The following is a 26,504-nucleotide window of genomic DNA, read 5'->3' on the forward strand; positions in this document are numbered from 1 at the left end:
GTCACCGGCGCCGGCAAGCCTGTGGTTGCGCATGCCCCGGGCAGTCGTCAGAATGGCGGATTCATTTCAAAGTACAGGGGCGACTGATGAGAGGATTCAGAATGACGGGGCGTATCTCAACCATGGTGCGCGCAGCCGCATTGACGTGGGTGGCGTTGGTGGTGGCAGGTTGCAGCAGCCAGTTAAGTCGGGTTCAGACCTGGGATGGCGCGGCAGTGGACCCGGCCCGGGTTGCGGTGCTCAAGGCCCCTGCCGAAATCAAGGTCAAAGAGGTGAACGGCAAGCGGGTTGGCAATTTCCTGATGGACGATCTGGTGCTTGACTACGAGCTGTTACCCGGCGACAACCAGATTGTATTTACCTACAAAACCATCTGGGCCAAGGGCGGGGTGGTGAAAAACGGTGAGTCCAAGGTGCATGTGGTCGAAACGGCGCCCCAGCAGGTGACCCTGGTCGCGCAACCCGGTGCAATGTATCGCTTCGAGGTACCCAGTCCGAAAAACCGTCAAGCCGCCGAAGCCGTAATAGCGGACTTCAGCGGCCGGGTGGTCGATCAGTCCGGTGCCACCGTGGCCACTGCGCAACCCCATGAGGCGCGAACCGAAGTAGCGCGCGATCAAGGTCGCGTCACTCCGGCGCAGTCAGCGGATAACGCACTGGATACGCTGGAGGGTTTGAAGGTTCTCTGGCAGAAAGCCAGTGCCGAAGAAAAGCGTGAGTTTTTGACCTGGGCGTTCGAATAACACGCTGACCCGGTTCAGCTGACCCGGGCCACCGCTACTTCGGTCAGCAGTGCCAGTGCTTCCTTGAACTCGGAGTCGGGCAGGTTGTTCAGGCTGGCGTGGGCCCGCGCGGCCTGCTCCCTGGCTTTCGCCATGGTGTAGTCGATGGCACCGGACTGCTCGACGATGGCCAGTACCTCGGCCAGATTGTCCAGACCGCCTTTGCGGATCGCCTGACGGATAAGTTTGCGGGGGGCCTCGTCGCTGCTGGCCATGGCGTAGATCAGCGGCAGGGTGGCCTTGCCTTCGGCAAGGTCGTCGCCGACATTTTTGCCCATGGACTCTGCATCGCCCCGGTAGTCGAGCACGTCGTCGACCAGCTGAAAGGCCATGCCCAGATGCTGGCCGTACTCTTTCAGCGCCCGCGCCTGCGGCTCAGGTGCGTTGCACAGCAGCGCGCCGGTGTGGGCCGAGGCTTCAAACAGCATGGCGGTCTTGTTGTGGATGACCTCCATATAGCGGGCTTCACTGATGTCCGGGTTCTTCACGTTCATCAGTTGCATGACTTCACCCTGGGCAATGACCGCAGTGGCGTGGGACAGCACCTCCATGATGGGCAAACTTTTCAGTTCGACCATCATTTCGAACGCCCGGGCGTAGAGAAAATCACCGACCAGGACACTGGGTGCGTTGCCCCAGCGGGCATTGGCGGTGGAGCGCCCGCGGCGCATGTCAGAGGTGTCCACCACGTCGTCGTGCAGCAGCGTGGCGGTGTGCAGAAACTCAATGACTGCCGCCAGTTTGAGGTGCTCGTCCCCCGGGTAGGCCAGAGCCCGGGCCGACAGCATCACCACCAGTGGCCGCAGGCGTTTGCCACCGCTGTCGATGATGTGCTGGGCAATTTTTTCAACCAGAGGCACATCCGACGCAAGCCGGGTGGTGATCAAATCATTGACGCGGTTAAAGTCATCCGCGACGGTGTCATATATACGCTGGGCGGTCATGCGGGCGTGTTCCGGTCGGTTAAGTTGATAACAAAGTGTGGCTGGGAAGCGGCCATGCTAGGTTTTGCGTACCTTAGTGTCAACTTGGCTTGTAATAGCGGGTGCCATTTCGTACAATCACGCGCCCAACTCATCCCAACCTGCGCTCCCTGTTATAGGGTTGCCAGAGAGCTTCCCTTAGAACCAGGTGGATAAGAGCAGGGATGGGTCACTAGCGGAGAAACTCCATGTACGCAGTAATTGTTAGCGGTGGCAAACAGCACCGTGTAAAAGAAGGCGAGACCCTGAAGCTGGAAAAGCTTGAGGTGGAAACAGGCGGCAGCGTCGATTTTGATCGTGTATTATTGATTGCTGACGGTGATAATGTTCAGGTTGGTGCTCCGGTTGTAGAGGGTGCCAAGGTTACTGCGGAAGTGGTCAGCCACGGCCGTCATGACAAGGTTCAGATCATCAAGTTCCGTCGTCGTAAGCACTCGATGAAGCGTCAGGGCCACCGTCAGTGGTTTACTGAAGTCAAGATCACGGGTATCAAGGGCTGACAGCTCTTTAACCCTGTAACAGGAGGCTAATCATGGCTCACAAGAAGGCAGCAGGTAGTACCCGTAACGGTCGCGATTCCGAAGCGAAACGCCTTGGCGTCAAGCGCTACGGTGGCGAGACCGTTTCTGCAGGTAGCATCATCGTACGTCAGCGCGGCACACGTTTTCACGCCGGCACTAACGTTGGTCTGGGTAAGGACCATACCCTGTTCGCGACCGCGAACGGCCAGGTCAAGTTCGAGACCAGAGGCCCCAAGAACCGTAAGTATGTGAGCATCGTTCCCGCTGCCTAAGCAGTGACGGTCCACAGGTTCTGCAGAGCCGCGGATAGAGCTGGTATGATGACTACTCTGTAGCACGTACTGCTATCCCGAGCCCCGTATTGCTTCTCAGAGGCTACGGGGCTTTTTAGTTTATGCGCCCGGTGCGCAAAAGGGTTGTCCGATGAAATTTGTAGATGAAGCCACCATCATTGTAGAGGCCGGTAACGGGGGGCATGGCTGCCTCAGCTTCCGGCGTGAAAAATATATACCCAGAGGTGGCCCCGACGGGGGCGATGGCGGGGACGGTGGCTCGGTCTACCTGGTGGCAGACAGCAACCTGAATACGCTGATCGATTATCGCTTCCAGCGCAAACACCGGGCCAAGAATGGTGAGCCGGGCTCGGGGCGTAACTGTGCCGGCGCCAAGGGGGAAGATCTGACCTTGCCGGTGCCGGTTGGCACCACGGTGGTGGATATGGATACCCACGAAGTGCTGGGTGATCTGACCGAGCCGGGGGCGCGTCTGAAAGTCGCGCAGGGCGGTTTCCACGGTCTGGGTAACACCCGCTTCAAATCGTCGGTCAACCGCGCACCGCGGCAGACCAGTAAGGGGTCGGAAGGCGAGTTGCGCAACCTGCGCCTGGAGCTCAAAGTGCTGGCAGACGTCGGTCTGCTGGGCTTGCCCAATGCGGGCAAGTCCACCTTTATCCGTGCGGTGTCCGCCGCGCGGCCCAAGGTGGCCGACTACCCGTTCACCACGTTGGTGCCCAATCTGGGAGTGGTCAGCGTGCAGAGTCATCAGAGCTTTGTGATCGCCGATATTCCCGGGTTGATCGAAGGGGCTGCGGAAGGGGCGGGGCTGGGTATCCGCTTCCTCAAACATCTGGTGCGCACCCGACTGCTGCTGCATCTGGTGGATGTGGCGCCTTACGACGGTTCTTCGCCGGCGGACAGCGTGCGTACCATTGCCAACGAACTGGAAAAATTCAGCGCAACCCTGGCCGGCCGGGAGCGCTGGCTGGTGTTGAACAAGGTCGACATGGTGGCCGAAGCCGACCGCGCCGCCCACTGCCAGGCCATCATCGATGAGTTGAACTGGACCGGGCCGGTGTTTGTGATTTCCGCGTTGAGTGGCGAAGGCACCAAACCACTGACGCAAGCCATTATGCGCTGGATTGAGCAGCAGGCTGAACAAGAGGCCCAGGATCCAGAGGCGGCCAGGCGCGAGCAGGAGCGCCGTGAGCGGATGGATGAGGAGGCGCGTCAGCGTATCGAGGCCGAACGTCAGGCCCGCCGCCAGGCCCGCGCCAGTGACGACGATGACGATGACGACTTTGACGACGATGACTACGACGTTGAAGTGGTGTATGCACCGGAGTAATGAGACCTGACATGAGTAAACGCTCGCAGTTGTCACAGGCGCGGCGGCTGGTCGTCAAGATTGGCAGTGCCTTGTTAACCAATGATGGGCAGGGGCTGGATGTCCGTGCTCTGGGTGGCTGGGTCGACCAGATTGCAGCGCTCATCGCCGACGGTGTGGAGGTGGTGGTGGTGTCATCCGGCTCCGTTGCCGAAGGCATGAGCCGGTTGGGCTGGGCGGTTCGGCCGGAGCAGTTGCACGAATTGCAGGCGGCCGCAGCCGTGGGGCAGATGGGCCTGGTGCAAACCTGGGAGCAGGCGTTTCGGCGTCACGGCCGCCACACCGCGCAAATTCTGTTGACCCACGACGATCTGTCGGATCGCAAGCGCTACCTCAATGCGCGTGGCACCCTGCGGGCGTTGCTGGATTTTGGGGTGGTGCCCATCGTCAACGAAAACGACACCGTGGCCACGGATGAAATCCGCTTTGGTGACAACGACACCCTGGGCGCGCTGGTGGCCAATCTGGTGGAGGCCGATGGGCTGATCATTCTTACCGATCAGCTCGGATTGTTTGATAAGGACCCCCGAAAACACGCCGATGCAGTACTGATCGATCAGCGCAAGGCCAGCGACGGCGAGTTGGATGTGATGGCCTCGGGTGGGTCGGGCGTCCTGGGTCGTGGTGGCATGCAGACCAAGGTGCGGGCGGCGCGACTGGCCGCCCGCTCGGGTGCGTTTACGGTGATCGTGGGTGGGCGCATTGAAGGGGTGGTTACCCGCCTGAAGCAAGGCGAGTCGCTGGGCACCCTGTTATTGCCCGAGCAAGGCCGGATGGCGGCCCGCAAGCAATGGTTGGCCAGTCATCTGAAAACCCGGGGACGGGTGGTGCTGGATGACGGAGCGGTGCGGGTGTTGTGTCAGGGTGGTCGCAGTCTGCTCCCGGTGGGGGTCCAGTCGGTGTCGGGACAGTTTCAGCGGGGCGAGATGGTTTCCTGTGTGGATGCCGACGGCAAGGAGGTGGCCAGGGGGCTGGTCAACTACAGTGCGGATGAGGCGCGCGCCATCGCGGGACGCTCAAGCGACCGGATTGCCGATGTGCTGGGTTACATCTCCGATGAGGAGATGATTCACCGGGATAACCTGGTGGTGTTGTAAGATTTCCGGACACAAAAAAATCCCGGCTCCATGAGCCGGGTTTTTTTGTGCAAGAACAGTCAGCGGCAATCAGGCGCTTTGCAGGGCCTTGATTTTGCTGTTGGTGCGGCTCTTGTAGCGAGCGACCTTGTTCTTGGGGAAGATGCCTTTGTTGACCATGCTGTCAACGATAGGCTGAGCGGTTTTGAAGGCCGCTTGCGCGCCTTCGTAGTTTCCAGCGTCGATCTGTGCGCTGACTTTTTTCATGTACGTGCGGGCCATTGAGCGCAGGCTGGCGTTATGCTTGCGGTTCTTCTCGTTCTGGCGTGCGCGTTTTTTGGCTTGCGGGGTATTTGCCACCGTGTAACTCCTGAAAAATCTGAATTCGTTGCTGAAACGATTTGTGCAATCGCGTGCGCGCCCAAAAAACCAACGCGTCTCAATAAATGACGCGGAACTATGCCGCCAATGCACGAAAATGTCAAGACGCAGGCGCTATGACTCCTGCTAATTAACAGCCTTGTGCTAAACTCGCCGCGACTCCGTGTCTTCCGGTGCGATCACGCACTGCAAATACGGCACAACCACCTTCATGACGGATTGCCCGACCCAGTATGCCAGCGGAACCCCATCAATCTCAATCGCAGCCGCAAAAACCCCCGGTACCGCGTCCACCCGGTCTGCTCCGTTCGTCCGGGGTGGTGGGCATCATGACGCTGCTTTCCCGGGTCCTGGGGTTGGTCCGTGACATGGTGATTGCCCGGTATTTCGGTGCCGGCGCCAGCGCCGATGCGTTTTTTGTGGCCTTCAAGATTCCCAATTTTCTGCGGCGGCTGTTCGCCGAAGGCGCCTTTTCCCAGGCCTTTATACCCGTGCTTTCCTCCTATCGTGAGCGGGGTTCTGTGGATGACGTGCGGCGCCTCGTCAATGCGGTGTCCGGTACGCTGGGGCTGGTGCTGTTGGGGGTGACCCTGGTCGCCATGCTGGGGGCGCCGGTGTTGACCGGCTTGTTCGCCCCCGGGTTCATCGGGGATGACACCAGGTTCACCCTGACCAGCGAGATGCTGCGCATCACCTTTCCTTATTTGTTGCTGATTTCGCTGACCGCCTTTGCCGGCTCGATCCTCAACAGTTACGACCGCTTTGCGGTGCCAGCGTTTACCCCGGTGCTGCTGAATCTGGCCATGATCTGTGCCGCAGTGTTTCTGTCGCCGCTGCTGGACACGCCGATTCTGGCGCTGGCCTGGGGGGTGTTTATTGCCGGAGCCTTGCAGCTGTTTTTCCAGTTGCCGTTTTTAATGCGGCTGGGGTTGCTGCCCCGGCCCAGGGTGGACTACCGGCACGAGGGTGTCCGGCGGGTGATGACGCTGATGGTGCCGGCCTTGTTTGGGGTGTCGGTCAGTCAGCTCAACCTGTTGCTGGATACGGTGCTCGCTTCTCTGTTGGAGACCGGCAGCGTGTCCTGGCTGTATTACTCCGACCGTCTGTCGGAGCTTCCCCTGGGGGTGTTCGGCATCGCCATCGCCACGGTGATACTGCCGCACCTGTCCCGCAAGCATGCAGCGGAGTCGGTCGACGAGTTTGCCGGGACGCTCGACTGGGCGGTGCGCGCGGTGTTGCTGATCGGGCTGCCGGCGGCGCTTGCGCTGGCATTGCTGGCGGGACCGCTGATCGCCACTCTGTTCCATTATGGCGAGGTGAGCGATCACGACGTGGTCATGTCCGCGGGCAGCCTGCGGGCCTATTCGGCGGGCTTGTTGGCGTTCATGCTGATCAAGGTGCTGGCCCCCGGGTATTTTGCCCGTCAGGACACCCGTACGCCGGTGCGCATCGGCATTATTGCCATGGTGGCCAACATGGTGTTTAACTTGCTGCTGATTGTGCCGCTGGCCCACGTGGGGTTGGCGTTAGCGACCTCCCTGTCGGCCTGGCTGAATACCTTTCTGTTGTGGCGGGGGTTGGCGAAAGAGGGCGCCTGGCGGGCGAAGCCGGGCTGGGGACGCTTTTTGCTGCAGCTACTGGCTGCCAATGCGGCACTGATCGCCGTTGTGGTGTATTTGCAGCGACCGCTGGGCCATTGGTTGGCCGTGGGCGGGCTGCAGCGGGTGGCCGACATGACGGTGCTGGTGGTGGCCGGCGTGGTTGTTTACTTCCTGGTGTTGGCGGTAACCGGTGTGCGGATAAGACATTTCCGCCACAGGTAAGGTACAATCGCGAGCCTTGGTGTTTATTTTATCTACAGGACAAAGAGGGTGCGCGCTTCATGCGGCTGATAAGAGGGCTGACCAACCTGCGGTGGCTGTCTCGGCAGGCGGTTTCTCCATTAGCTCAGGGGTGCGTGGCCACCATCGGTAATTTTGACGGGGTTCATGTTGGTCACCAAACCATTATTGAACAGGTCAAGGATCGCGCTGCGGCCAGGAATTTACCCGCTGTTGCGGTTATTTTCGAGCCCCAGCCCCGTGAATTTTTCCAGGGTGCGGACGCTCCGCCCCGGTTGACCGCCTTTCGGCAGAAGTTTCGGGCCTTGCTGGCCGCAGGGATCGATCTCGTGGTCTGTCTGAAGTTCGACGAACACTTCCGCAGCTACACCGGTATGGAATTCATCAACGAATTGTTGATCGAGGGATTGGCGGTCAAGCACCTGGTGGTCGGCGATGATTTCCGCTTTGGGTGTGACCGATCCGGAGACTTTTCCTTGCTGGAAACCGTCGGTGACAGCATGGGGTTCAGTGTCGAAAACACCCGCACCGTGTTGGTCGACGGCGAACGGGTGAGCAGTACCCGGGTGCGCCGGGTGTTGGCCGAGAACGACCTGGCCGCGGCCCGCGCCCTGCTGGGGCGACCCTATGCCATTGAAGGCAAAGTCGTGTATGGGCGCCAGTTAGGCCGGCAGTTGGACGCACCAACGGCCAACATACTGCTGAAAAAAATGCCGCCCCTGCGCGGCGTCTACGTGGTGTCAGTGGAACTGGCCCATGGCGATGCGCACCACGGCGTCGCCAATATAGGTCTGCGGCCCACGGTGGATGGCCGCCAACCCGCGCTGGAAGTGCACCTGTTCGACTTTACTGGCAGACTGTACGGCCAGCGAATTCGGGTAACGTTTAAACACCCGCTGCGCGATGAGCAAAAATTTGAGTCCGTCGAGGCGCTCAAGACTCGGATCGCACAAGATTTTCAAAACGCCAGAGCATGGCTGAATGGCCGCTAGGGCGCAGCGCATTGACCGCCGGTGAGCGGCTAACGACTGCCGGCCAAGCCATGTTGACTGAACGACAAAGAGCACCCACAGGTACCCATGAGCGACTACAAGCATACCCTGAATCTACCTGAAACCGCCTTTCCCATGCGCGGCAATCTGGCCAAGCGTGAACCGGCCATGCTGAAACGCTGGCAGGATATGGACGTCTACGGCAATTTGCGCAAGCAGCGCGAAGGCCGTGAAAAGTTCATTCTGCACGACGGCCCTCCGTACGCGAACGGCAGCATTCACATTGGTCACGCGGTCAACAAGATTCTCAAGGACATGATCGTCAAGTCCCGCAGTTTTATGGGTTACGACGCGCCCTATGTCCCGGGTTGGGATTGCCATGGTCTGCCCATCGAACACAAGGTCGAGCAGAAAATCGGTAAGGCCGGGGTCAAGGTGGATTACAAGACGTTCCGCCAGGCCTGTCGCGATTACGCCAGCGAACAGATTGCCGGGCAGATGGCCGATTTCGTCCGGCTGGGTGTGATGGGCGAATGGGACAAGCCTTACCTGACCATGGACCCGAAAGTGGAAGCGGGAATTGTGCGGGCTCTCGGTAAAATTGTGCAGGCCGGACACCTGGTGCGCGGTTTCAAACCGGTGTACTGGAGCGTTGTGGGGCAGTCGGCGCTGGCCGAGGCCGAAGTGGAATATCAGGATAAAGTCTCCACCCAGGTCGACGTGCGCTTCACCCTGGTGGAACCGGACAAGGCGCTGGCCGCTTTTGATGGCCCGTCGGGCCGCGGTGACGTGTCCATTGTTATCTGGACCACCACGCCCTGGACCATCCCGGCCAACCAGGCGGTCTCCGTGCACGCCGAGCTTGCATACGCGCTCGTGCAACTGGATGCCGGTGAGGGCGCCGAACGCATGATTTTGGCCGCCGACATGGTCGACGACATCATGGCGCGTTGGCAGGTGACCGAGTTTGAGGTGTTGGCAACGTGCCGCGGCGCCGCGCTCGAGCATCTGGCGCTTCACCACCCACTGTACGACAAGCAGGTGCCGGTGGTGCTGGGTGAGCATGTGTCGACCGACGCGGGTACCGGAGCGGTGCATACCGCCCCCGACCACGGGATGGAAGATTTCGAGGTGGGACAGGCCTACGGCATCGGTACCCTGAGTCTGGTGCAGGCCGACGGCACCTATACCTCGGCGGCCGGCGAATTTGCCGGTGTGCATGTGTACAAGGCCGATGAGCCGGTGTGTGCCGCGCTGACCCGCGCGGGCAAGCTGGTGCGCTCTGAAAAATTCAGCCACAGTTACCCCCATTGCTGGCGCACCAAAACCCCGCTGATTTACCGGGCCACGCCGCAATGGTTCATCAGTATGGACCAGAAAAATCTGCGCGCCGACGCGCTGGAGGCGATCCAGGGGGTGCGCTGGGTGCCCGGCTGGGGCAAGAATCGCATCGAGGCGATGATCGAGCAGTCTCCCGACTGGTGTATTTCCCGCCAGCGCACCTGGGGCGTCCCGATTACCCTGTTTATCCACAAAGAAACCCAGGAACTGCACCCGGACACCAGCGCACTGATCGAAAAGGTGGCGCAGCAGATTGAAGTCGATGGTATCGACGCCTGGTATGAACTGGATGCCACCGAATTGTTGGGGGCCGATGCCGCTCACTACGACAAGGTGACCGACACCCTCGACGTGTGGTTTGATTCCGGGGTCACCCACGAGGCGGTGTTGCGGCCGCGACCGGACCTGGGTCAGTTCCCGGCCGACATGTATCTGGAGGGTTCCGACCAGCACCGGGGCTGGTTCCAGTCGTCGCTGAAAACCTCCATTGCCATGAACGGCGTCGCCCCCTACAGGCAGGTACTGACCCACGGCTTTACCGTGGACGGTCAGGGGCGCAAGATGTCCAAGTCCCTCGGCAATGTCATCGCTCCCCAGGAAGTGATGAATGAGCTGGGCGCAGACATTCTGCGCCTGTGGGTCTCGGCCACCGATTACAGCGGCGAGATGACGGTGTCCAAAGACATCCTGCGACAGGCGGCCGACGGTTACCGGCGCATCCGCAACACCGCCCGGTTCCTGCTGAGCAACCTCACCGGTTTCGAGCCGGCGGAGCACCAGGTGGCGCCGGAAAACATGCTGTCCCTGGATCGCTGGATGGTCGACCGCGCCCTGCGCCTGCAGGAAGAGCTGCACCAGGATTACCAGAATTACGATTTCCTGCGCATCTATCAGAAGCTGTACAGCTTCTGTGAAGCCACTCTGGGTGGTTTTTACCTGGACATCATCAAAGACCGTCAGTACACCACTCAGGCCGACAGCCTGGCGCGGCGTTCCTGTCAGACCGCCCTGTACCACGTGGCAGAAGCGCTGGTGCGCTGGATCGCGCCCATTCTGAGCTTTACCGCCGACGAAATCTGGCAGCACCTGCCGGGCGAGCGTGGCGACACCGTATTTTACGAAACCTGGTACGCCGGCCTGACCGCGCTGCCCGACGATGAAGCCAAGGGACGGGAGTATTGGGGGCGTTTGCAGAGCGTTAAAGACGCGGTCAACAAGTGCCTGGAAGACGCCCGCGGCCGGGGCGAAATCAAAGGTTCCCTCAGCGCCGAAGTCACCCTGTATTGCGACGACGAGCTGACCGCAGACCTGACCCGGTTGGGCGAAGAACTGCGCTTTGTGCTGATCACCTCGGAGGCCGGGGTCAAGCCGCTGGCCGAGGCCGGTGACGCCGCCAGCACCGGTTACCCGGGCCTGAAAGTAAGGGTGACCGCCACCGAAAAAACCAAGTGTGAGCGCTGCTGGCATCATCGCAGCGATGTGGGCGCGGTGGAGACCTATCCGGATCTGTGTGGGCGCTGCATCAGCAACGTGGAAGGCGCGGGCGAGACCCGTGCCTTTGCCTGATGGACGCCACCATGACCGACGTTAAGGCCGGTGGCTCCATGCTGCGCTGGCTCTGGCTGACGGCCCTGGTGGTGATCGCCGATCTGACCACCAAGGCACTGGCCACGGCGTCCCTGGTGTACGCCCAGCCGGTACCGGTGATGCCGTCGTTCAACCTGACCCTGCTGCACAACACCGGGGCGGCGTTCAGTTTCCTCGCCGGGGCGGCGGGTTGGCAGCGCTGGTTTTTTATCGCACTGGCCGTGGGAGTCAGCATCGGTCTGGTGGCCTGGCTGCGCACCCTGCAACGGCACGAAACCTGGACCGCCGTCGCCGTTGCGCTGATTCTCGGCGGTGCCCTCGGAAACCTGTACGACCGGGTCATGCACGGTTACGTGGTCGATTTTTTGCACTTTTATTGGCAGAACCACCATTTTCCCGCGTTCAATCTGGCCGATGTGGCCATCACCGTCGGGGCGGCAATGATGATTCTGGACGTATTCCGCAAACCCTCCGCAGCCGCAGGAAAGGAGTAACAGTTACCCATGAGCGGACTTTCAATTGATCAGGGCACCCGCGTCACCTTGCACTTTGCCCTCAAATTTACCGACGGTCAGGTGGTTGATTCGACCTTTGACAAGGCGCCAGCGGTGCTGGAAATAGGCGATGACAACCTGCCGGAAAATTTCGAGGCCTACCTGATGGGGCTGCAGGCCGGGGACCAGGCCAGCTTTGAGGTGCCGCCCGAGAAAGGCTTCGGACAGAGCAACCCCAATAACGTGCAAACCTTCAAGCGTTCGGAATTCAGTGCGGATATGGTGCTGGAACCCGGGGTGGTGATTTCCTTTGCCGACGCCCGTCAAAGCGAGCTGCCCGGAGTGGTCAGCCGGGTGGAAGGCGATGAGGTGGAAGTGGATTTCAATCATCCGCTGGCCGGACGTACACTGGTATTTGAAGTCAAGATCATTCAGGTGGAGTTGGCGCAGCCAGCCCACTGATTCCGATAACACAGGCAGGCTATTATGCAGATTCGACTCGCTAACCCCCGTGGATTCTGTGCCGGTGTAGACCGCGCCATCGAAATCGTCAATCGGGCGCTGGAGGTCTTCGGTGCCCCCATTTACGTGCGTCACGAAGTGGTGCACAACCGCTACGTGGTGGATGATCTGCGCAACCGCGGGGCGGTGTTTGTCGATGAACTGACCGAGGTGCCCGACGACCATCTGGTGATTTTCAGCGCCCACGGCGTTTCCCAGGCGGTGCAGAACGAAGCCGCCCGTCGGGGCTTGAAGGTGTTTGACGCCACCTGTCCGCTGGTCACCAAGGTGCACATGGAAGTGATGCGCTTCAGCCGGGATGGCCGCGAATGCGTACTGATCGGTCACCACGGCCACCCTGAAGTGGAAGGTACCATGGGCCAGTACGACCACAGTACCGGTGGCGACATCTACCTGGTGGAAAACGAGCGCGATGTGGAGACCCTGGAAGTCAAAGACCCGTCCCGACTGGCGTACGTAACCCAGACTACCTTGTCCATGGACGACACCGCCCGGGTCATCGATGCTTTGCGGGCGCGTTTCCCCAAAATCGAAGGCCCCCGCAAAGACGACATCTGCTACGCCACCCAGAATCGCCAGGACGCCGTCAAACAACTGGCCGGCGACTGCGATCTGATGCTGGTGGTCGGTTCCCCCAACAGCTCCAACTCCAACCGGCTGCGGGAGCTGGCCGAGCGCATGGGTACCCCCGCCTACCTGATCGACGAAGCCGCGCAGATTGATCCGCAATGGCTCGACGGCAAAACCTCCGTCGGCGTCACCGCCGGCGCTTCCGCGCCGGAAGTGCTGGTCAACGACGTCATCAACCGCCTGCGTGAGCTGGGTGGAGACGAACCCGAGGAGATCGCCGGCCGGGAAGAAAACATCGTGTTTTCAATGCCGAAGGAACTGCGGATTAACACTGTAAATCTTTAATGCCCCTCGCCTTTGTAACCGTGTTTCATCCAGCTTCAGTCTGTGATGGGTTTCACGTTTCCGCAAGTGATCCTGCCACTTGTCTTTAGACGCGAACCGCTCATCGTCTTGGCATAGATCCGATGAGCGGTGCTGGTTATCGTCTCCCTATCTTTTTCGGAAGTGAGTGTATGTCCATAAAAAGGCAAATCTTCGGTTTTACCCTGGTCGAATTGATGGTCACCTTGGCCCTGGTCGGGGTGGTCGCAGCATTTGCTGTCCCTTCGTTTTCGACAATGATCGCCAACAACCGTCTGGTGAGCGCTTCCAACGATATTGTCGGTGTATTGAACTACGCGCGAAGTGAAGCGGTAAAGTCGGGACGTCAAGTGATCGTGAGTCCGACGGATGGCGTTGATTGGACCAATGGTATGAGCGTCTGGGTGGATCGCAATGCCAACGGTTCCATGCAGGCGTCTGAGGAATTACGCCGGACCACTGGGGGGACCGGGGCGGTGAGCATTACCTCCTCATCGCCCAGTTTTTCGTTTACCGGAAATGGACTCCTGCCCACCGGCTCCGTGGCTGTGACGATTCAGGTATGCGATGGACGCGGTGGCGAGCCGGGCAGCTCTATAACAATTACCCTGGGTGGGCGTATTCGCTCGGAGGCCCTGACATGCGCATAGCAACAGCTTATACCCAGAGTGCGCGTCGTGAAAGTGGCTTCACGATGATTGAAATTCTCGTGGCGATGATCATTCTTGCCATCGGGCTGCTTGGCGTGGCCGGGATGCAGGCCTGGTCATTGAAGCAGGGCGGAAACTCCGGCATCCGCTCCCTTGTAACCATGCACGCGTACGACTTGTCAGAAAGGATGCGGGCGGAATCAGATGATCTTACCGTTTTCGAGAAGACATCATCCGCAACCTGTGAAGATTGTCACCCCAAATTGAGTGCCTGGCAAACCCGTTTGCTTGAAGACGTGCCTACTGCCGTGACAGCAGTGGATGTAACCACCAATGCCAATCTTGCATTTGCGGAAATTACCGTGGATTGGACAGAACGGGGTATGGGCAATGATGCACTTGCCCAAAGTTATACCTTGTATGTGAGGCTGAGATGATATCGCCGATTTCCCGTCAAAAAGGACTGTCGATCGTAGAGCTTATGGTGGCCTTGACTCTGGGCCTGATATTGACTGCCGGGCTGGTGCAGATTTTCGCTGGAAATCAGCGTTCATTTATTGTGGGTGAGGCGAGTAACCGGGTCCAGGAAACAGGCCGGATGACTACTGAAATTCTCAATCAGGCGGTGCGCAATGCGGACTACTGGGGGTGTATACCCAGGGGGGCCGTGGCGAATAAACTCGATGATACCGATCCGGCCTACCAGGCTGCGGAGGATCTGTTCAGCTTTTCTGATGGTTTTTATGCCTATCAAAGCGATGGTACGACACCCGGATTGGCGGGCACGGACGCCCTTATACTACGGGGTGTCGGTGGTTCTGGAAACGTGCAGATTACTGAGGTTATGCCGAACTCGTCCGCTAACCTCAAAGTGAATACCGTGGCCGGAATTGCAGTTTCGGACATCTTGCTGATCAGTGATTGTATTGCCGGTGATATATTCCAGGTGACCCACCTGCAGACGGGGGCCAACCCGGGTATTGGTGCCAATAGCGGAGGCTCGGTCAAGCCGGGTAATAGTCATCCGAGGGGGGGAGTCGACGTAACGGTTGATAACAATTGTCCTCCAGGTAACCCTGCCAACTGCATGTCGAAACAATACGACCAAGCCGCTCAAATTTACAATCCTTACTACTACCGTTTTTTTCCTGAGCGCCGATGCGAATGGGCGCCGGGCTCTGTTCCGGCAAAGTGGCGCGGATGCCCCCCAGGAAGTCATGGACGGGGTTTGGGACTTGCAACTACGGGTTGGTATCGACTCCGGTCTATCCAATGGGGAAGTCACACAGTGGATAGAGATCGATGGGCCAACGGCTCTCACTGCGGCGGCGGCGGCCGACGTTGTCGCGGTTCAGATGTCGATCCTTGCGCGATCACCTGCCAACAATACTGTCGATGCGCCGATGGAGTTGTGTTACCCCTCCTGGACAGACTGCTCGGGCGGTCCGAATTTCGACGTGGCTGCGGAAATAGCGGCCGATTCGAGGCACCTTTATCGCGTATTTACAACCACGGCCACCATTCGCAACCGGATATTAAAAGTTGAGCAGAATGAAAGTTAAACATAGCAGAACACCAGAGCATCAGCGGGGTGCCGCTTTGCTTACCAGTCTGTTGATCCTGCTAATTCTGAGTTTGCTGGCGGTGTCCAGTATGCAGAACAGCAGCATGCAGGAACGCATGGTTTCTGCCCAGCGCGAAGGTTATATGGCAATGGAGGGCGCAGAACTGGCTTTGCGGGAAGCTGAAAGGGCCATCGATGCGCTCGCTAGCCCCTCCGGGTTTGACGCCATGGATGGCTTTTACGAAACCGGGACCGCGCCCCGTGGCACGGGCGTGTTCGCCGCCGGTGTCTGGGCAGGCGGAAACTCGGTCGCTGTTCCCGTACCCCTGGTTAATGGTAACCCTCTGTTTCCCGAGGCGCCAAGGTACCTGGTTGAGTTTGTCGGCGATGCTCAGCTAGAAATCGGTAAGGAATCTGCCGATGTCAATATGACCAACTACACCCACGAGACCGGCGCGACAGTGGCCAAGGCATTCCGGATCGTGGCGAGAAGCACCGGGGCGACCGGGGAAGGCCAGCGAATCCTTGAAGAATATTACCGGCGCGAGTTTTAACGTGCTGGCAGGAGGCATGAAGATGAAGGGAATTTACAGTCGAATCTGGCACGCACTGATCGGACTCAGCGTCTGCCTGCCGACCGCGGGTTATGGCAGTGTGCCTTTTTCCGACACCCCGCTGTTTATAGCCGGGTCGGTGCAACCGAACATCGTTTATGCGGTCGATGACTCGGGCAGTATGGATTTTGAAATAGTGAGCCGCTACTACTCAGGCAGCAGTCGATATTTGTTCAACAGCGGCAATGTCAGTGACAGCAACCACGGCGGTTGGCTGACAAACACCGGCGCCAATGGCCAGGTGCCGTTTACTCGCCGGTACTATTTTTTGCGATCTTCGGATTACAACGCGGCGTATTACAACCCGGATTCGGTGTACGAACCCTGGCCGAACTCGTCCAGCATGGCCTTCACAAATGCCAACCCTGAGAAAGCTCCGTATGAGCCGACCTCCTCAAAAAGCAGGACCCTGGATCTGACCGAGGACACCAAGGATACGGGCGACAGGGAGTTCTACCCCGCCACCTATTTTACCAGAGTAGAGCACAACACCCTGTCGTTCGAATATAACGACAAGACCTATCAGTGTGGGGCAGGTAATGCATACATCGTCTGGCTGAACTATCCGGCTCGCTTTAAATTCACCGACGGGGTGGTCGGGTTTGGTCCGGATGATGCCTGCCTGCAAAAGGTGGAGATACCGGAAGACACCGATCAGATGCAGAATTTCGCCAACTGGTTCACTTATTATCGCCGGCTACACCATGCAACGCGTGGCGCAATCGCGGAGTCGCTAGAGGGGCTGTCGGGCATAAGGGTTGGCACTTTTTGGATCCATAATCGTCGCGACGTACCCATGGCCGATCTTGATACCGAAAAAGCGGTGTTCCTCGAAGACACCTACAAGCGGTTTGGACCCGGGTTTGGTGGTGGTGGCACACCGCTCAGGGCAGCGCTGGTGCATGCTGGAAAGCAGTTTGATACCAACAAAAAACTGATCCAGGCGGAATGCCAAAAAAACTTTACCCTGCTTTTTACCGATGGGTTCAATAACGCGAGCATCTCTGGCATTGGCAACGCCGATGGTAACCAGGGTTCGCCTTATGCTGACTCTGCCTCGAACACCCTGGCGGACATTGCCATGCACTATTACCAGCGGCAACTTCGGAGCGGCGACTTCCCCGCCGGTAAGGTTCGGCTTCCCGAAGCGTGTTATAAGCAGGAAAACGATCCGGGATACAGTAACCTCGAGCAGAAACGGGTGGAAAAATCCGATCCTTCTTACGACCCTTCGGTAGACTGCAACAGCGATCTGCATATGAATACGTATACGGTGGGCTTTGGTGCAACCGGCAAAGAATTCGTTGGTAAAGGTTATTCCAGCGTTCAGGATGTATATGCCTCGCCGCCGGACTGGAGCAAACTCGGTAAGGTTGACGACTGGAGTGAGGACCAGATCGACGATCTTCTCCATGCTGCGGTCAATGGGCGCGGTGAGTTTTACAATGCAAACAGCGTTGATGAACTGAGAGCCGCCATCTCTGCTGCCATCCGGGATATTGTTCGTTCGACCGGCAGTGCGACGAATGTTACCTTCAATACGGCCACACTGGAACAGGGCAGTGAGGTGTATACAGCGTCCTTTAACAGCGGTGACTGGAGCGGGTCGGTTGCCGCAAGGTCCCTGAACCCGGTTACCGGGGGTATCGGTGGCACTTTATGGGATGCGGCCGTCGAATTGAAGAATAAGAGCCCCGACGACCGGTTTATCGTCACCCACAATAACGGTGGCGTACTCTTCGTGTGGAACCGGTTATCCACCGCGCAGCAAGGCGATCTCAACGGCCCTGGCAACGACAATCTCGGCCCCGACCGGCTAGCCTATATTCGTGGGGACCGGTCCCGGGAAAGCGGCCTTTTCCGGAAGCGTTCAACGCCGCTAGGGGATGTCGTGAACTCCTCGCCCGTGTACGTCGGCGTCCCAGCCAGCGGCTGGCCTGACCGCGACCCTTTTGGAGTTGCGTCCACCGGTCGTTATTCGACGTTTAAACAAGCAAAAACAGGCCGCACGCCCATGGTTTATGCCGGAGCAAACGACGGTATGCTGCATGGTTTTAATGCGGAGACGGGAGAAGAACTCGTCGCCTATATTCCGAGCTTTGCTTATTCGGAGGCTGCTAAGTCGGGACTCAATTATCTGAGTGATCCCGGCTATAACCACCGATTTTATGTAGACCTGTCTCCCGCTGTCTCGGATGTCTATATAGGCGATGCAAATGGCAGCAACCCAGACTGGCGTACCGTAATGATCGGCGGTATGCGTTCAGGCGGACGAGGTTTGTTTGCTTTGAATATCACCGACCCATCCAGCTTCGACGGTAGCTCCACAGCTGCTGAAGACCTTGTGATGTGGGAGTTTTCCCATCCGGATTTGGGATACATTACCGAACCACCGATGATATCCCTGGTGAAATGGGGCAACAATGATTATCGCTGGAGTGCCTTGGTGCCCAACGGTTATAACAGCGATAACGGCAAAACCGGCTTGTTTGTACTTGATATCCAAGGCGGACAAAATGGTTGGAGCGAAGGCTCGGACTTTCACTTTATTGAACTGGAAGCCAGCGGGACCGGCCTGTCTCCACTTCGCGCCGTCGATTACCAGGACGAAAACGGTACCGCTGCCCGTGACGGAATTGTGGATCGGGTGTATGCGGGGGATCTGGATGGCAACCTGTGGGCAGTGGACCTGTCAACCGGGTCCACCAAGACGTGGGGAAGTGTACACCGTTCCGGCAATGGCAAACACGCCAGCAATAAGCCATTGTTCGTTGCCAAAGACGATTCGGGGAACCCCCAGCCGATTACGACTGCCCCCGTCATGGGAAGAAATATTTTTAACACCTACGGCGGTCAACCGAATCTCTTTGTGTTTTTCGGTACGGGGCGTTATCTGACCAATACTGACCCGGCCAGTAAGGCGACTCAGAGCTTTTACGGAGTGTGGGACGAAGGAGAGACGGTTACACGATCGCAACTGGCCGCTCGCACGATCACTGAATTTACTGTATCAGGCCGGGATGTGAGAACGGTCGACGGGGCGGCCGTTGACTGGACCGACAAGTCTGCGTCAGCCAAGAAAGGTTGGGTTGTGGATTTCACAACTGAGGAGGGCGAGCGGGTGATCGCAAGCCCACTGGTCAGAGGTGAGTACGTGCTTTTCAATACGGTTACGCCAAGTCAAAACCCGTGTCAGAGTGGCGGAACCAGCTGGACAATGGCGTTGCGATTCGACGGTACCACCCCGCTACAGGCCGTATTTGATCTGAATAACGACGGCAAGGTTGACTCGGATGATCATATTGTCGGTGGTGTGAGGTACGGTGATGCGATGATTCTCAACTCTAACATTTTAGGCAATAACCTCTATCGACAGGCCTCTGATGGGAAGATTGATCAGACCAAAGTAAATTTAGGAGGAAGCAGTTCAATGGGGCGTTCGGGCTGGCGGGAGATATACGAGGAATGAGGAGCATAGGTTCAAGCATGATTAACAGAATACGACTACCGCAGCGGAGTGCCGGCTTTACCTTGATTGAGTTGATGATTGTAGTGGCGATCATCGGCATCATTGCAGCCATCGCATATCCGAGTTATCAGGAGCAGGTAAGAAGCACCCGTCGTGCCGATGCGCAAGGCGCATTGGTCTCGTTTGCCAATGCTATGGAGCGATTTTATACCCAAAACAACTCCTACATTGGCGCCGATGGAGGCGCTGCTGCCATCAGTGATACCTTGACCGCCCCGGCCGCATCGGTGTTCGCCAGTGTATCGCCCACCGATGGTAATCCGGTATACAACCTGCGTATCTTCAACCTTACCGCAAACGCATATGAGTTAAGGGCCGTACCCATAGCAGGTGGCCCCCAAGCCGGTGACGGGTTTCTTCAATTGCGCTCAAACGGTGCGCGGGGCTGGGATGCGGATAATTCTGGAAATCTCACGGCGGCGGAACAAACCTGGTCTAATTAGGGCTTTCCCGTCGGGACTCACCCGTGGTCCCGCTATCCAGTCACTATAACCCTTTTTTTCTTTTTCATTGACAGCCGCATAGGCCGAAACCTGACCTCCACCCCCGTGCCCGGTGGCTGGGGGGCCATCTTTGCACAACTGTTCTCAGCTCTATATTCAACCGCCTGAAGCCCGCGGCCCCGCCGCCGGGCACCCCTGACTGAGCGCTGCATCACACTTCCAGCCATGCTGCTACCGCTTGTCAGCAGAATCGAACCGCTCGTCGCTTTTCCACCTATGACGTTACAAACGTTGACTAATCTGCAACTAGTTCATAACGGAAGTGAACCTATGTTAATGATACGTCGGATCTCGGGTTTTACCCTGATTGAGTTGATCGTCACCCTGGCGGTGGCCGCAATTCTTGTCGGTCTGGTGGCACCGTCCTTTCAAAACCTGATGCGCAACAATCAGGTCACCACCGAAACCAACTCCTTACTTTCTGCATTCCAGCTTGCCCGCAGCGAGGCGGTCAGGCGGGGTGGCCCCGTCTCTATCCTGAATGAACCCGGTGGGTTTGGTAATGGCTGGTGCGTTATAGCAGCGGCCCTGGGGGGCGTCGACTGTGATGACGCGGCCGTCATCAGACGGTTCCCCGCAACCAATGGTGTAAGTGTCAGTCAGGGTGCTCTCACCGGCGTGACCTTTGACGAACGTGGCTACCAGGCGGCGCCCGGCACCGACGTCAGCATTGAGTTCGAACCGCTGGATTGCGCGCCCGGCAGTACCCGCATGCGCCGCGTGTCCGTGTCACCGGCCGGTCGCGCAACGGTCATTCTGGACGATTGCACCTAAAGGGGGTGGCATGAACAGCATTCATTGGCAGGGCAGGCGCCAGGCATCGGGCATTGCACTGATAGAGGTGTTGGTTGCGGTGCTGGTGCTGGGAATCGGGTTGCTGGGGATGGCCGCCATGCAGGTGCAATCAAGCCAGATGACCAACGGTGCCGAGCAGCGGACGCAAGCCATTCTGCTGACGGCAGACATGATGGACAGAATCCGGGCCAACCGGGGCAATCGCGCGGACTACGACGGTGTCGCGGTCGATCCGGATGCCACCGACTGTGCCACCGACTATGCCCCCGCTGGTGGGGCAACGGTGAGCGCCAATGACATCACGGAATGGTCAAACCTGGTGGTGTGTCTGCTGCCGGAAGGTACCGGAACTGTGGAGGTAGATAACGCAACCGGAGAGGTGACGGTGACCATTGACTGGACAAAGGCCGACGCGGATGGCGTCGCGGTGACCCTGAGAACGGTGATTTAATCATGACACCCAAAGCAAGTTGTAAAAAGGTACCTGACCGCGTGGCCCCGGCAGGGCAGCCGATGGCGGGTATGTCCCTCATCGAATTGATGATCGCACTGCTGCTGGGCGTCATTTTAACACTGGGGGTTACCCAGGTTTATCTGGGCACCAGCCAGACCTACCGGTTAACCGATGCGATTGCCCACAGCCAGGAGAACATCCGTTTTGCCACCTCGATGATGCAACGGGACATCCGCGGGGCTGGCGGGTTGGCGTGCCTGCGGGATGCCGACGATCTGATCGTCAAGCTCCAGGGCACGCGGGTTGTGCCTGTTGGCGAGGGCGTGCTGGGCTGGGAAGCCGACGGCACCGGACTGGGCGATGCGCATAATGTCACCGCTGCTCTGGCTGCGGATGCTTCCGGTTGGTCCGCCGGGGGCGGCGCGGGTGCGTTCCCGGCAGAATTGGTGGGCGCGGTGGTGGCCGGCACCGACGTGCTGCTTGTGAACAGTGCCGAGACCTTGCCCGTTGGGGTAACCGGCAGCTCCGCGAACAGCATCAATGTGGATGGCGCCAATGGCATCCCCTCGGGGCGGATTATTTTGGCGGTCACCGACGATTGTGCCGCCGGCGAACTGTTTCAGAAAGCCAACAATGCCACAGACAATTTCCTCACCCTCGCCGATGCGAGTTTCAGTCCGGGCAACTCACCCGCCACGTTTACCCTCACCTACAACGCCGGCGCCAAGGTGGTCGATTACAGCACCACCGCCTACTACGTCGGTATCGGCACCTCCGGTGCGCCGTCGCTGTTCCGCAGGCGCCTGGACACAGGCCCCGAAGGTCCGCAGGAATTAGTCGAAGGAGTGGAGTCCATGCAGGTTTTGTACGGGGTCGCCACCGGCCCGTTTAAACGCGCGGATCTGTATACCACCGCAGACAACGTCACCAATTGGGAGAATGTCGCCAGTATCCGGGTCGCCTTTATGGTGCGCAGTGAAGATGGCGCCAACAGCGAAGCGCTCACCCGGGTGTTCAATTTGCTGGGCACCGAGGTGACCACAGCAACCGACCGCCGGGCGCGACTGGTTGCAACCTCCACCATTGGTATCAGGAACCGCCTGGAGTGACCGCCATGACTCGTGATAACTCAAGTTCGACCCAAAGGGGCAGTGTGCTCATCGTGTCGTTGATCATGTTGCTGCTCATTTCATTGATCGGGGTGGGCAGCATGCAAAGCACCTTGCTGCAGGAGCGCATGGCCGCAAACCTCCACGACCGTAACATTGCCTTCCAGGCCAGTGAGCGGGCGCTGCGGACCGGCGAGCTCTGGCTGGCGCCCAACGCCCTGTCGGCGCTGACCAACGACCGGCTGGCTAATCCGGAGGTTTGGGATGGCACTGGTGCCGGGGCGGTGACCGTCGTATCCGGGGATGGGCAGTTATCCGCCGACCCGGCCTACCACGTGGGCTGGGTGGCGGTGTTTTGCCCGGGCCTGCAGGCGGGCGCTGCCTGCTTCGACCGATTTGCGGTGACATCACATGGACAGGGAGGCACAGCCACCTCCGTATCAATTTTGCAATCAACGTTTATGCCGGAACCCCTGTGATGTGCACAGAGACCTCGGGTTTACGTTGGCAGGGAGAAGACTAATGACACCTGACCGAAGCTCATTCATGCGGCGCCTGCGCACCGGGTTACTGTCCTGTGTGTTCGGTGTGCTGACCCTCAACTCGGCCCTCGCGGCGTCGGTGCAGATTGCCGATGTACCGCCGTTTCTTGGCGGCTCGGTGGCGCCGAATATCATGTTCATCATTGACGATTCGGGCTCCATGCAATTTGAGGTGCCTGAAAGCGATGACGTGCACGGGACCCGCTATCTGTTCCCGCCCGTCAGTAATATGTATGGAAGTAGTATTTATTCAAATCGTATCTTCACGTTTGAGGATGGCAATGAATACAACCGCTATTTCCGCTCTGCCGCCAACAACCCGTTTTTTTACGACCCCACCAAAACCTACCAGCCCTGGTTCAAGGGGGATCGCTCACAGTGGCCCCAGGCCGATCCTGAAGCGGCGTATTACTTTCCCGGGCGTACCGGGTCCGCAACGCTGAATCTGACGGTCAAGCACAGTCATAGTGCCTGGAAGAATAACAGCGGTAATAACGATAATACGAAGCGCGATTTTTGGCCCATCACCTATTACGTGCTCAAAGATCCGGATGACGATCCGTGGGACGAAGACAGTTACACCCGTTATCAGATTCGGGGCAATAAAGGTTATGTGAATGACGATCTGGATGACGATGACGAATACGAGGTGTCGGAATTCCAGCACGACGGGGTTACCCGCACGGTCGCGGAAGAAAAGCAGAACTTTGCCAACTGGTTTACCTACTACCGGTCGCGCACTCTGGCGTCGAGGGCGGGCATTGGCAACGCCTTTTCGAAGCAGGGCGAGGGCATGCGCGTCGGTTACGGTCGCCTCAATAAAGGGTCTGAAAAAATTGACGGCGTGAGCACCTCGGTCATCGTCAATGGCGTGCGCCTGTTCAAAGACGCTGATCGGGAGAGTTTTTTCGACCGCTTGTATACCGATGGTGTGCCCGCTCAGGGCACCCCCCTGCGCGAAGCGCTCTATCAGGCGGGCAGGTATTTTGAACGCAAGGACGACGCCGGCCCCTGGGCGGCGGAACCCGGGGGCACTAAAACCGCCGACCACCTTGAGTGCCGCCAGTCGTTCACCATCCTGATGACCGATGGGTACTGGAGCGGGTCCCTGGCAAACACAGTCGGCAACGTGGATGGCAAGAGCGGCGCGGCGATCGGTGAATATAAATACCAGCCGGAGTCCCCGTTCAAGGATACCCACAGCAATACCCTGGCCGACGTGGCCATGCATTTCTGGGCGCGGGATTTGCGGCCGGACCTGGCCAACGAAGTCCCCGTCAGCAGCAAAGCTGGCAACATCAACCCGGCGTTCTGGCAGCATATGGTGACCTTTGGCGTCGGGCTGGGGGTGACCGGCAGCATTGATCCGGCCACTGCGTTCAGCGCCATTGCCACCGGTGACACCATCAACTGGCCAGATCCCGAGAACAGCGACCCCGCCAAAGTCGACGACCTGCTGCATGCCGCCGTCAATGGCCGGGGGGGCTTTTTCAACGCCGCCGATCCGGATACCTTTGCCCAGGAGTTGACCGGTGTGCTGACCGACATCGTCTCGCGGGTAGAGGAGTCGTCCACTTCCGCCGCAGCCAGTTCTGCGGTGCTGAGGAAAGACGCCCTGAGCTACTCCGCGGGCTTCCGCAGTACCGACTGGAGTGGTGCCCTGCAGGCGGCGGAAATCCTGGCCGGCGGGGCGCGGGGACGGCTGATCTGGGATGCCGAATACGGTCTCGAAAATAAAGGAGCCGCCGGCCGTGCCTTGTTCACCCACAACGGCGCGGCAGGGGTTGAGTTTAAGGCCTTGGGGAGCTTGTCGGCGCAACAGCAGGCGGCGCTGAATACTGCGACCGACAATTCCACCGACAATCTGGGGCAGGCCCGCATTGATTGGCTGCGTGGCAGCAACTCTGCCCACGCGTCCTTCCGCGATCGTCTGTATGTGCCATCCACCGGCGGCACCAGCCGGCTGCGATTGCTGGGCGACATCATCGGCTCGAACCCCCAGTTTGCCGGCAAGACCAACTTCGGGCATCGCCGCTTGCCGGGTGCGGAAGGTAAATCCTATGCAGCCTATCGGGCGAGTACCGAGTACCAGAGCCGGCCCGATGTGATTTATGTCGGCGCCAATGATGGCTATTTACACGGTTTCCACTCGCTCACCGGCGAGGAATTGTTTGCCTATTTGCCCGGTGAGCTGATCGAACCGGAGTCCGGTAAGGATTTTGCACCCATCAATGCGCTGATGGAGCCCAACTACCACCACCGGTATTTTGTTGACGGCACACCCACCATCGGGGATGCCTATCTCGATGGCCAGTGGAAGTCGATTCTGGTGGGCACTATGGGCGCCGGTGGCAAAACCGTTTTCGCCCTGGATGTCAGCGATCCAGCCAACTTCGCCGGGAGTGACGTGCTGTGGGAGTTTACCGACCCTGAACTGGGGCAGGGGGTGACGGCTGCGCAAATTACCCGTCTGGATTCGGGCACCTGGGTGGCCGTGTTTGGCAACGGCTATAACAGCGCCTCCGACCAGTCGGTCCTGTTTGTTGTCGACCTGAAAGACGGCTCCCTGATCGCCCGCCTCGAAACCGGCGAAGGAACGGCCACCAACCCGAACGGCATGGCGCCGCCCGTCATTCTGGTAGACCCGCACACCGGCATCGCCAAGGCCGCTTACGCGGGCGACCTGCAGGGTAATTTATGGCGGGCTAGCCTGGCGGCCAGCAACCTGGGCGGGGGTAAAGCTGTCACCAACCTGTTCACCGCCGAGCTGACGGATAACTCCCGGCAACCCATCACCTCGGCTCCGGCGCTTGCCCACAACCCCGGGGGCGGTCCGGGCGATCTTGTGGTCGTGGTTGGTACCGGATCCTACTTCCGGGTGACCGACAGCGGCGATAACCAGACCCAGAGTCTCTACGGTATTTTCGACAACGGAGCCGCCAATAACCTCACCCGGGGACAGTTGCTCAAGCAAACCATCACCGACCAGGCCGCCACGGATTACAAGGTTGATCGCAACGGCGTCATGACCACCGAGACCGTGGATGTCAGGGTTGTTTCGGCGAACAGTCTGAAGACAGGCGACCGGGGTTGGTACCTGGACCTTGGCAAGATAGCCGGTGAGCGGGTTGTCAGCAGACCGTCATTCCCGTCGGGTTACCCCGTAAAGCGGGTACGTTTCAGTACCCTGATCCCCGACAACAACGATTGTGGCGGTGGCCGGGATGGGTATCTGATGGACATTGATCTGCTGACCGGCGGGCAGACCGACAATGCGGTGTTTGATCTGAACCGTGACGGCAAATATACCACCGCAGACGCCCATGGCTCCGAAGTGGTGAATGGCATCAAAGGTGTGGTGTCCGGAGAGGAACTCAGGGTTGTGCTCGATAACAAAACGGATCTGTATATCGAGTCCGTGATCGTCGATTTGCCGGAGGATTATACGGGCCCGGTCGATCCGGTGGATCCGGACCCGGATGCAGATGACGACGATGACGAAGACGGCGATCCACCCTGTCAGGGGCCCGCGTGCGGTGAAGCTGAGGGGTACAATTTCGGCCGCCAGAATTGGGAAGAGTTTCGTTAACCGCTGATGCGTGGAGGTGCCCACCCGGGGCCTCCACGAT

At 58.9% G+C, this 26,504-nt stretch carries 24 protein-coding genes and 1 pseudogene; 23 read left to right on the plus strand and 2 right to left on the minus strand.

Going from position 1 to position 26,504, the window contains the following annotated elements; genetic code table 11:
- The first annotated feature begins 86 nt into the window (after positions 1 to 86).
- A complete protein-coding gene (locus BG841_RS09365; protein WP_070057411.1) occupies positions 87 to 743 on the plus strand; it encodes a DUF2057 family protein in 657 nt (218 codons plus the stop codon).
- A gap of 14 nt (positions 744 to 757) precedes the next feature.
- Here BG841_RS09365 and BG841_RS09370 read toward each other — a convergent pair whose 3' ends face one another.
- Entirely contained in the window at positions 758 to 1,726 is a 969-nt protein-coding gene (locus BG841_RS09370; RefSeq protein ID WP_070057412.1) for a polyprenyl synthetase family protein, read from the minus strand.
- Positions 1,727 to 1,953: 227 nt separating this feature from the next.
- Between BG841_RS09370 and rplU the strand changes: the two genes are divergently transcribed.
- The 4 genes from rplU to proB all read left to right on the plus strand — a co-directional run bounded on the left by rplU (position 1,954) and on the right by proB (position 5,045).
- On the plus strand, positions 1,954 to 2,265 hold the full coding sequence (gene rplU / locus BG841_RS09375; RefSeq protein ID WP_070057413.1) for a 50S ribosomal protein L21: 312 nt from the start codon (positions 1,954 to 1,956) through the stop codon (positions 2,263 to 2,265).
- Between the two features lie 32 nt (positions 2,266 to 2,297).
- On the plus strand, positions 2,298 to 2,558 hold the full coding sequence (rpmA, locus tag BG841_RS09380; protein ID WP_070057414.1) for a 50S ribosomal protein L27: 261 nt from the start codon (positions 2,298 to 2,300) through the stop codon (positions 2,556 to 2,558).
- Between the two features lie 151 nt (positions 2,559 to 2,709).
- Positions 2,710 to 3,909 carry an Obg family GTPase CgtA gene (gene cgtA / locus BG841_RS09385; protein WP_070057415.1) on the plus strand — a complete coding sequence of 400 codons (1,200 nt, stop codon included), beginning with the start codon at positions 2,710 to 2,712 and terminating at the stop codon, positions 3,907 to 3,909.
- 11 nt (positions 3,910 to 3,920) lie between these two features.
- Complete coding sequence (gene proB / locus BG841_RS09390) at positions 3,921 to 5,045, plus strand: glutamate 5-kinase (protein ID WP_070057416.1); 1,125 nt, start codon at positions 3,921 to 3,923, stop codon at positions 5,043 to 5,045.
- A gap of 69 nt (positions 5,046 to 5,114) precedes the next feature.
- Here the strand turns inward: proB and rpsT are convergent, their stop codons facing one another.
- The gene (rpsT, locus tag BG841_RS09395; RefSeq protein ID WP_070057417.1) at positions 5,115 to 5,384 is read right to left on the minus strand and encodes a 30S ribosomal protein S20; all 270 of its coding nucleotides are present in this window, start codon (positions 5,382 to 5,384) and stop codon (positions 5,115 to 5,117) included.
- A gap of 254 nt (positions 5,385 to 5,638) precedes the next feature.
- On the opposite strand from rpsT, the gene murJ reads away from it, so the two are divergent.
- The 18 genes and pseudogenes from murJ to BG841_RS09480 all read left to right on the plus strand — a co-directional run bounded on the left by murJ (position 5,639) and on the right by BG841_RS09480 (position 26,464).
- Positions 5,639 to 7,228, plus strand: a complete 1,590-nt coding sequence (gene murJ / locus BG841_RS09400) for a murein biosynthesis integral membrane protein MurJ (protein ID WP_074454326.1) — start codon at positions 5,639 to 5,641, stop codon at positions 7,226 to 7,228.
- A 59-nt stretch (positions 7,229 to 7,287) separates the two neighbouring features.
- Positions 7,288 to 8,238 (plus strand): bifunctional riboflavin kinase/FAD synthetase, encoded by a 951-nt coding sequence (gene ribF / locus BG841_RS09405; RefSeq protein ID WP_070057418.1) that lies wholly within the window; start codon positions 7,288 to 7,290, stop codon positions 8,236 to 8,238.
- 87 nt (positions 8,239 to 8,325) lie between these two features.
- On the plus strand, positions 8,326 to 11,145 hold the full coding sequence (ileS, locus tag BG841_RS09410) for an isoleucine--tRNA ligase (RefSeq protein ID WP_070057419.1): 2,820 nt from the start codon (positions 8,326 to 8,328) through the stop codon (positions 11,143 to 11,145).
- Positions 11,145 to 11,660 (plus strand): signal peptidase II, encoded by a 516-nt coding sequence (gene lspA / locus BG841_RS09415; RefSeq protein ID WP_070057420.1) that lies wholly within the window; start codon positions 11,145 to 11,147, stop codon positions 11,658 to 11,660. The genes ileS and lspA overlap by 1 nt, the downstream gene beginning before the upstream one ends.
- A gap of 9 nt (positions 11,661 to 11,669) precedes the next feature.
- On the plus strand, positions 11,670 to 12,122 hold the full coding sequence (gene fkpB, locus BG841_RS09420) for an FKBP-type peptidyl-prolyl cis-trans isomerase (RefSeq protein WP_070057421.1): 453 nt from the start codon (positions 11,670 to 11,672) through the stop codon (positions 12,120 to 12,122).
- A gap of 24 nt (positions 12,123 to 12,146) precedes the next feature.
- The gene (gene ispH / locus BG841_RS09425; protein ID WP_070057422.1) at positions 12,147 to 13,097 is read left to right on the plus strand and encodes a 4-hydroxy-3-methylbut-2-enyl diphosphate reductase; all 951 of its coding nucleotides are present in this window, start codon (positions 12,147 to 12,149) and stop codon (positions 13,095 to 13,097) included.
- Between the two features lie 170 nt (positions 13,098 to 13,267).
- Positions 13,268 to 13,765, plus strand: coding sequence for a GspH/FimT family pseudopilin (locus tag BG841_RS09430; RefSeq protein ID WP_070057423.1), 498 nt, complete (start codon positions 13,268 to 13,270; stop codon positions 13,763 to 13,765).
- Positions 13,756 to 14,202: a type IV pilus modification protein PilV gene (pilV, locus tag BG841_RS09435; protein WP_141737074.1), complete on the plus strand. Its 447-nt coding sequence runs from the start codon at positions 13,756 to 13,758 to the stop codon at positions 14,200 to 14,202. Before BG841_RS09430 ends, pilV (BG841_RS09435) begins: the two co-directional genes overlap by 10 nt.
- Positions 14,199 to 14,279 (plus strand): annotated as a pseudogene (locus tag BG841_RS17700) (prepilin-type N-terminal cleavage/methylation domain-containing protein); the annotation flags it as partial. The gene pilV (BG841_RS09435) and the pseudogene BG841_RS17700, both read left to right, overlap by 4 nt.
- A 535-nt stretch (positions 14,280 to 14,814) precedes the next feature.
- Positions 14,815 to 15,327, plus strand: a complete 513-nt coding sequence (locus BG841_RS17705; RefSeq protein ID WP_074454328.1) for a PilW family protein — start codon at positions 14,815 to 14,817, stop codon at positions 15,325 to 15,327.
- Entirely contained in the window at positions 15,317 to 15,883 is a 567-nt protein-coding gene (locus tag BG841_RS09445; RefSeq protein ID WP_083260230.1) for a pilus assembly PilX family protein, read from the plus strand. Before BG841_RS17705 ends, BG841_RS09445 begins: the two co-directional genes overlap by 11 nt.
- Complete coding sequence (locus BG841_RS09450) at positions 15,855 to 19,412, plus strand: pilus assembly protein (protein WP_141737076.1); 3,558 nt, start codon at positions 15,855 to 15,857, stop codon at positions 19,410 to 19,412. The genes BG841_RS09445 and BG841_RS09450 overlap by 29 nt, the downstream gene beginning before the upstream one ends.
- A 17-nt stretch (positions 19,413 to 19,429) precedes the next feature.
- Complete coding sequence (locus tag BG841_RS09455) at positions 19,430 to 19,915, plus strand: type IV pilin protein (RefSeq protein ID WP_158007602.1); 486 nt, start codon at positions 19,430 to 19,432, stop codon at positions 19,913 to 19,915.
- Between the two features lie 330 nt (positions 19,916 to 20,245).
- The gene (locus BG841_RS09460; protein ID WP_158007627.1) at positions 20,246 to 20,749 is read left to right on the plus strand and encodes a GspH/FimT family pseudopilin; all 504 of its coding nucleotides are present in this window, start codon (positions 20,246 to 20,248) and stop codon (positions 20,747 to 20,749) included.
- Between the two features lie 10 nt (positions 20,750 to 20,759).
- Complete coding sequence (gene pilV, locus BG841_RS09465) at positions 20,760 to 21,221, plus strand: type IV pilus modification protein PilV (protein ID WP_070057429.1); 462 nt, start codon at positions 20,760 to 20,762, stop codon at positions 21,219 to 21,221.
- Between the two features lie 2 nt (positions 21,222 to 21,223).
- Positions 21,224 to 22,333, plus strand: coding sequence for a PilW family protein (locus BG841_RS09470; protein ID WP_083260233.1), 1,110 nt, complete (start codon positions 21,224 to 21,226; stop codon positions 22,331 to 22,333).
- Between the two features lie 5 nt (positions 22,334 to 22,338).
- Positions 22,339 to 22,812, plus strand: a complete 474-nt coding sequence (locus BG841_RS09475) for a pilus assembly PilX family protein (RefSeq protein ID WP_070058770.1) — start codon at positions 22,339 to 22,341, stop codon at positions 22,810 to 22,812.
- A 43-nt stretch (positions 22,813 to 22,855) separates the two neighbouring features.
- Complete coding sequence (locus BG841_RS09480) at positions 22,856 to 26,464, plus strand: pilus assembly protein (RefSeq protein ID WP_158007603.1); 3,609 nt, start codon at positions 22,856 to 22,858, stop codon at positions 26,462 to 26,464.
- Positions 26,465 to 26,504: the final 40 nt, after the last annotated feature.

The sequence above is a fragment of the Marinobacter sp. X15-166B genome (assembly GCF_001752365.1).
Classification (GTDB): domain Bacteria; phylum Pseudomonadota; class Gammaproteobacteria; order Pseudomonadales; family Oleiphilaceae; genus Marinobacter.

Excerpts from the sequence above, each read along its gene's own strand:
- BG841_RS09365 (WP_070057411.1), top strand. The coding sequence starts at position 87 with ATGAGAGGATTCAGAATGACGGGGCGTATCTCAACCATGGTGCGCGCA.
- BG841_RS09370 (WP_070057412.1), bottom strand. The coding sequence starts at position 1,726 with ATGACCGCCCAGCGTATATATGACACCGTCGCGGATGACTTTAACCGC.
- rplU (WP_070057413.1), top strand. The coding sequence starts at position 1,954 with ATGTACGCAGTAATTGTTAGCGGTGGCAAACAGCACCGTGTAAAAGAA.
- rpmA (WP_070057414.1), top strand. The coding sequence starts at position 2,298 with ATGGCTCACAAGAAGGCAGCAGGTAGTACCCGTAACGGTCGCGATTCC.
- cgtA (WP_070057415.1), top strand. The coding sequence starts at position 2,710 with ATGAAATTTGTAGATGAAGCCACCATCATTGTAGAGGCCGGTAACGGG.
- proB (WP_070057416.1), top strand. The coding sequence starts at position 3,921 with ATGAGTAAACGCTCGCAGTTGTCACAGGCGCGGCGGCTGGTCGTCAAG.
- murJ (WP_074454326.1), top strand. The coding sequence starts at position 5,639 with ATGCCAGCGGAACCCCATCAATCTCAATCGCAGCCGCAAAAACCCCCG.
- ribF (WP_070057418.1), top strand. The coding sequence starts at position 7,288 with ATGCGGCTGATAAGAGGGCTGACCAACCTGCGGTGGCTGTCTCGGCAG.
- ileS (WP_070057419.1), top strand. The coding sequence starts at position 8,326 with ATGAGCGACTACAAGCATACCCTGAATCTACCTGAAACCGCCTTTCCC.
- lspA (WP_070057420.1), top strand. The coding sequence starts at position 11,145 with ATGGACGCCACCATGACCGACGTTAAGGCCGGTGGCTCCATGCTGCGC.
- fkpB (WP_070057421.1), top strand. The coding sequence starts at position 11,670 with ATGAGCGGACTTTCAATTGATCAGGGCACCCGCGTCACCTTGCACTTT.
- ispH (WP_070057422.1), top strand. The coding sequence starts at position 12,147 with ATGCAGATTCGACTCGCTAACCCCCGTGGATTCTGTGCCGGTGTAGAC.
- BG841_RS09430 (WP_070057423.1), top strand. The coding sequence starts at position 13,268 with ATGTCCATAAAAAGGCAAATCTTCGGTTTTACCCTGGTCGAATTGATG.
- pilV (WP_141737074.1), top strand. The coding sequence starts at position 13,756 with ATGCGCATAGCAACAGCTTATACCCAGAGTGCGCGTCGTGAAAGTGGC.
- BG841_RS09445 (WP_083260230.1), top strand. The coding sequence starts at position 15,317 with ATGAAAGTTAAACATAGCAGAACACCAGAGCATCAGCGGGGTGCCGCT.
- BG841_RS09455 (WP_158007602.1), top strand. The coding sequence starts at position 19,430 with ATGATTAACAGAATACGACTACCGCAGCGGAGTGCCGGCTTTACCTTG.
- BG841_RS09460 (WP_158007627.1), top strand. The coding sequence starts at position 20,246 with ATGTTAATGATACGTCGGATCTCGGGTTTTACCCTGATTGAGTTGATC.
- pilV (WP_070057429.1), top strand. The coding sequence starts at position 20,760 with ATGAACAGCATTCATTGGCAGGGCAGGCGCCAGGCATCGGGCATTGCA.
- BG841_RS09470 (WP_083260233.1), top strand. The coding sequence starts at position 21,224 with ATGACACCCAAAGCAAGTTGTAAAAAGGTACCTGACCGCGTGGCCCCG.
- BG841_RS09475 (WP_070058770.1), top strand. The coding sequence starts at position 22,339 with ATGACTCGTGATAACTCAAGTTCGACCCAAAGGGGCAGTGTGCTCATC.
- BG841_RS09480 (WP_158007603.1), top strand. The coding sequence starts at position 22,856 with ATGACACCTGACCGAAGCTCATTCATGCGGCGCCTGCGCACCGGGTTA.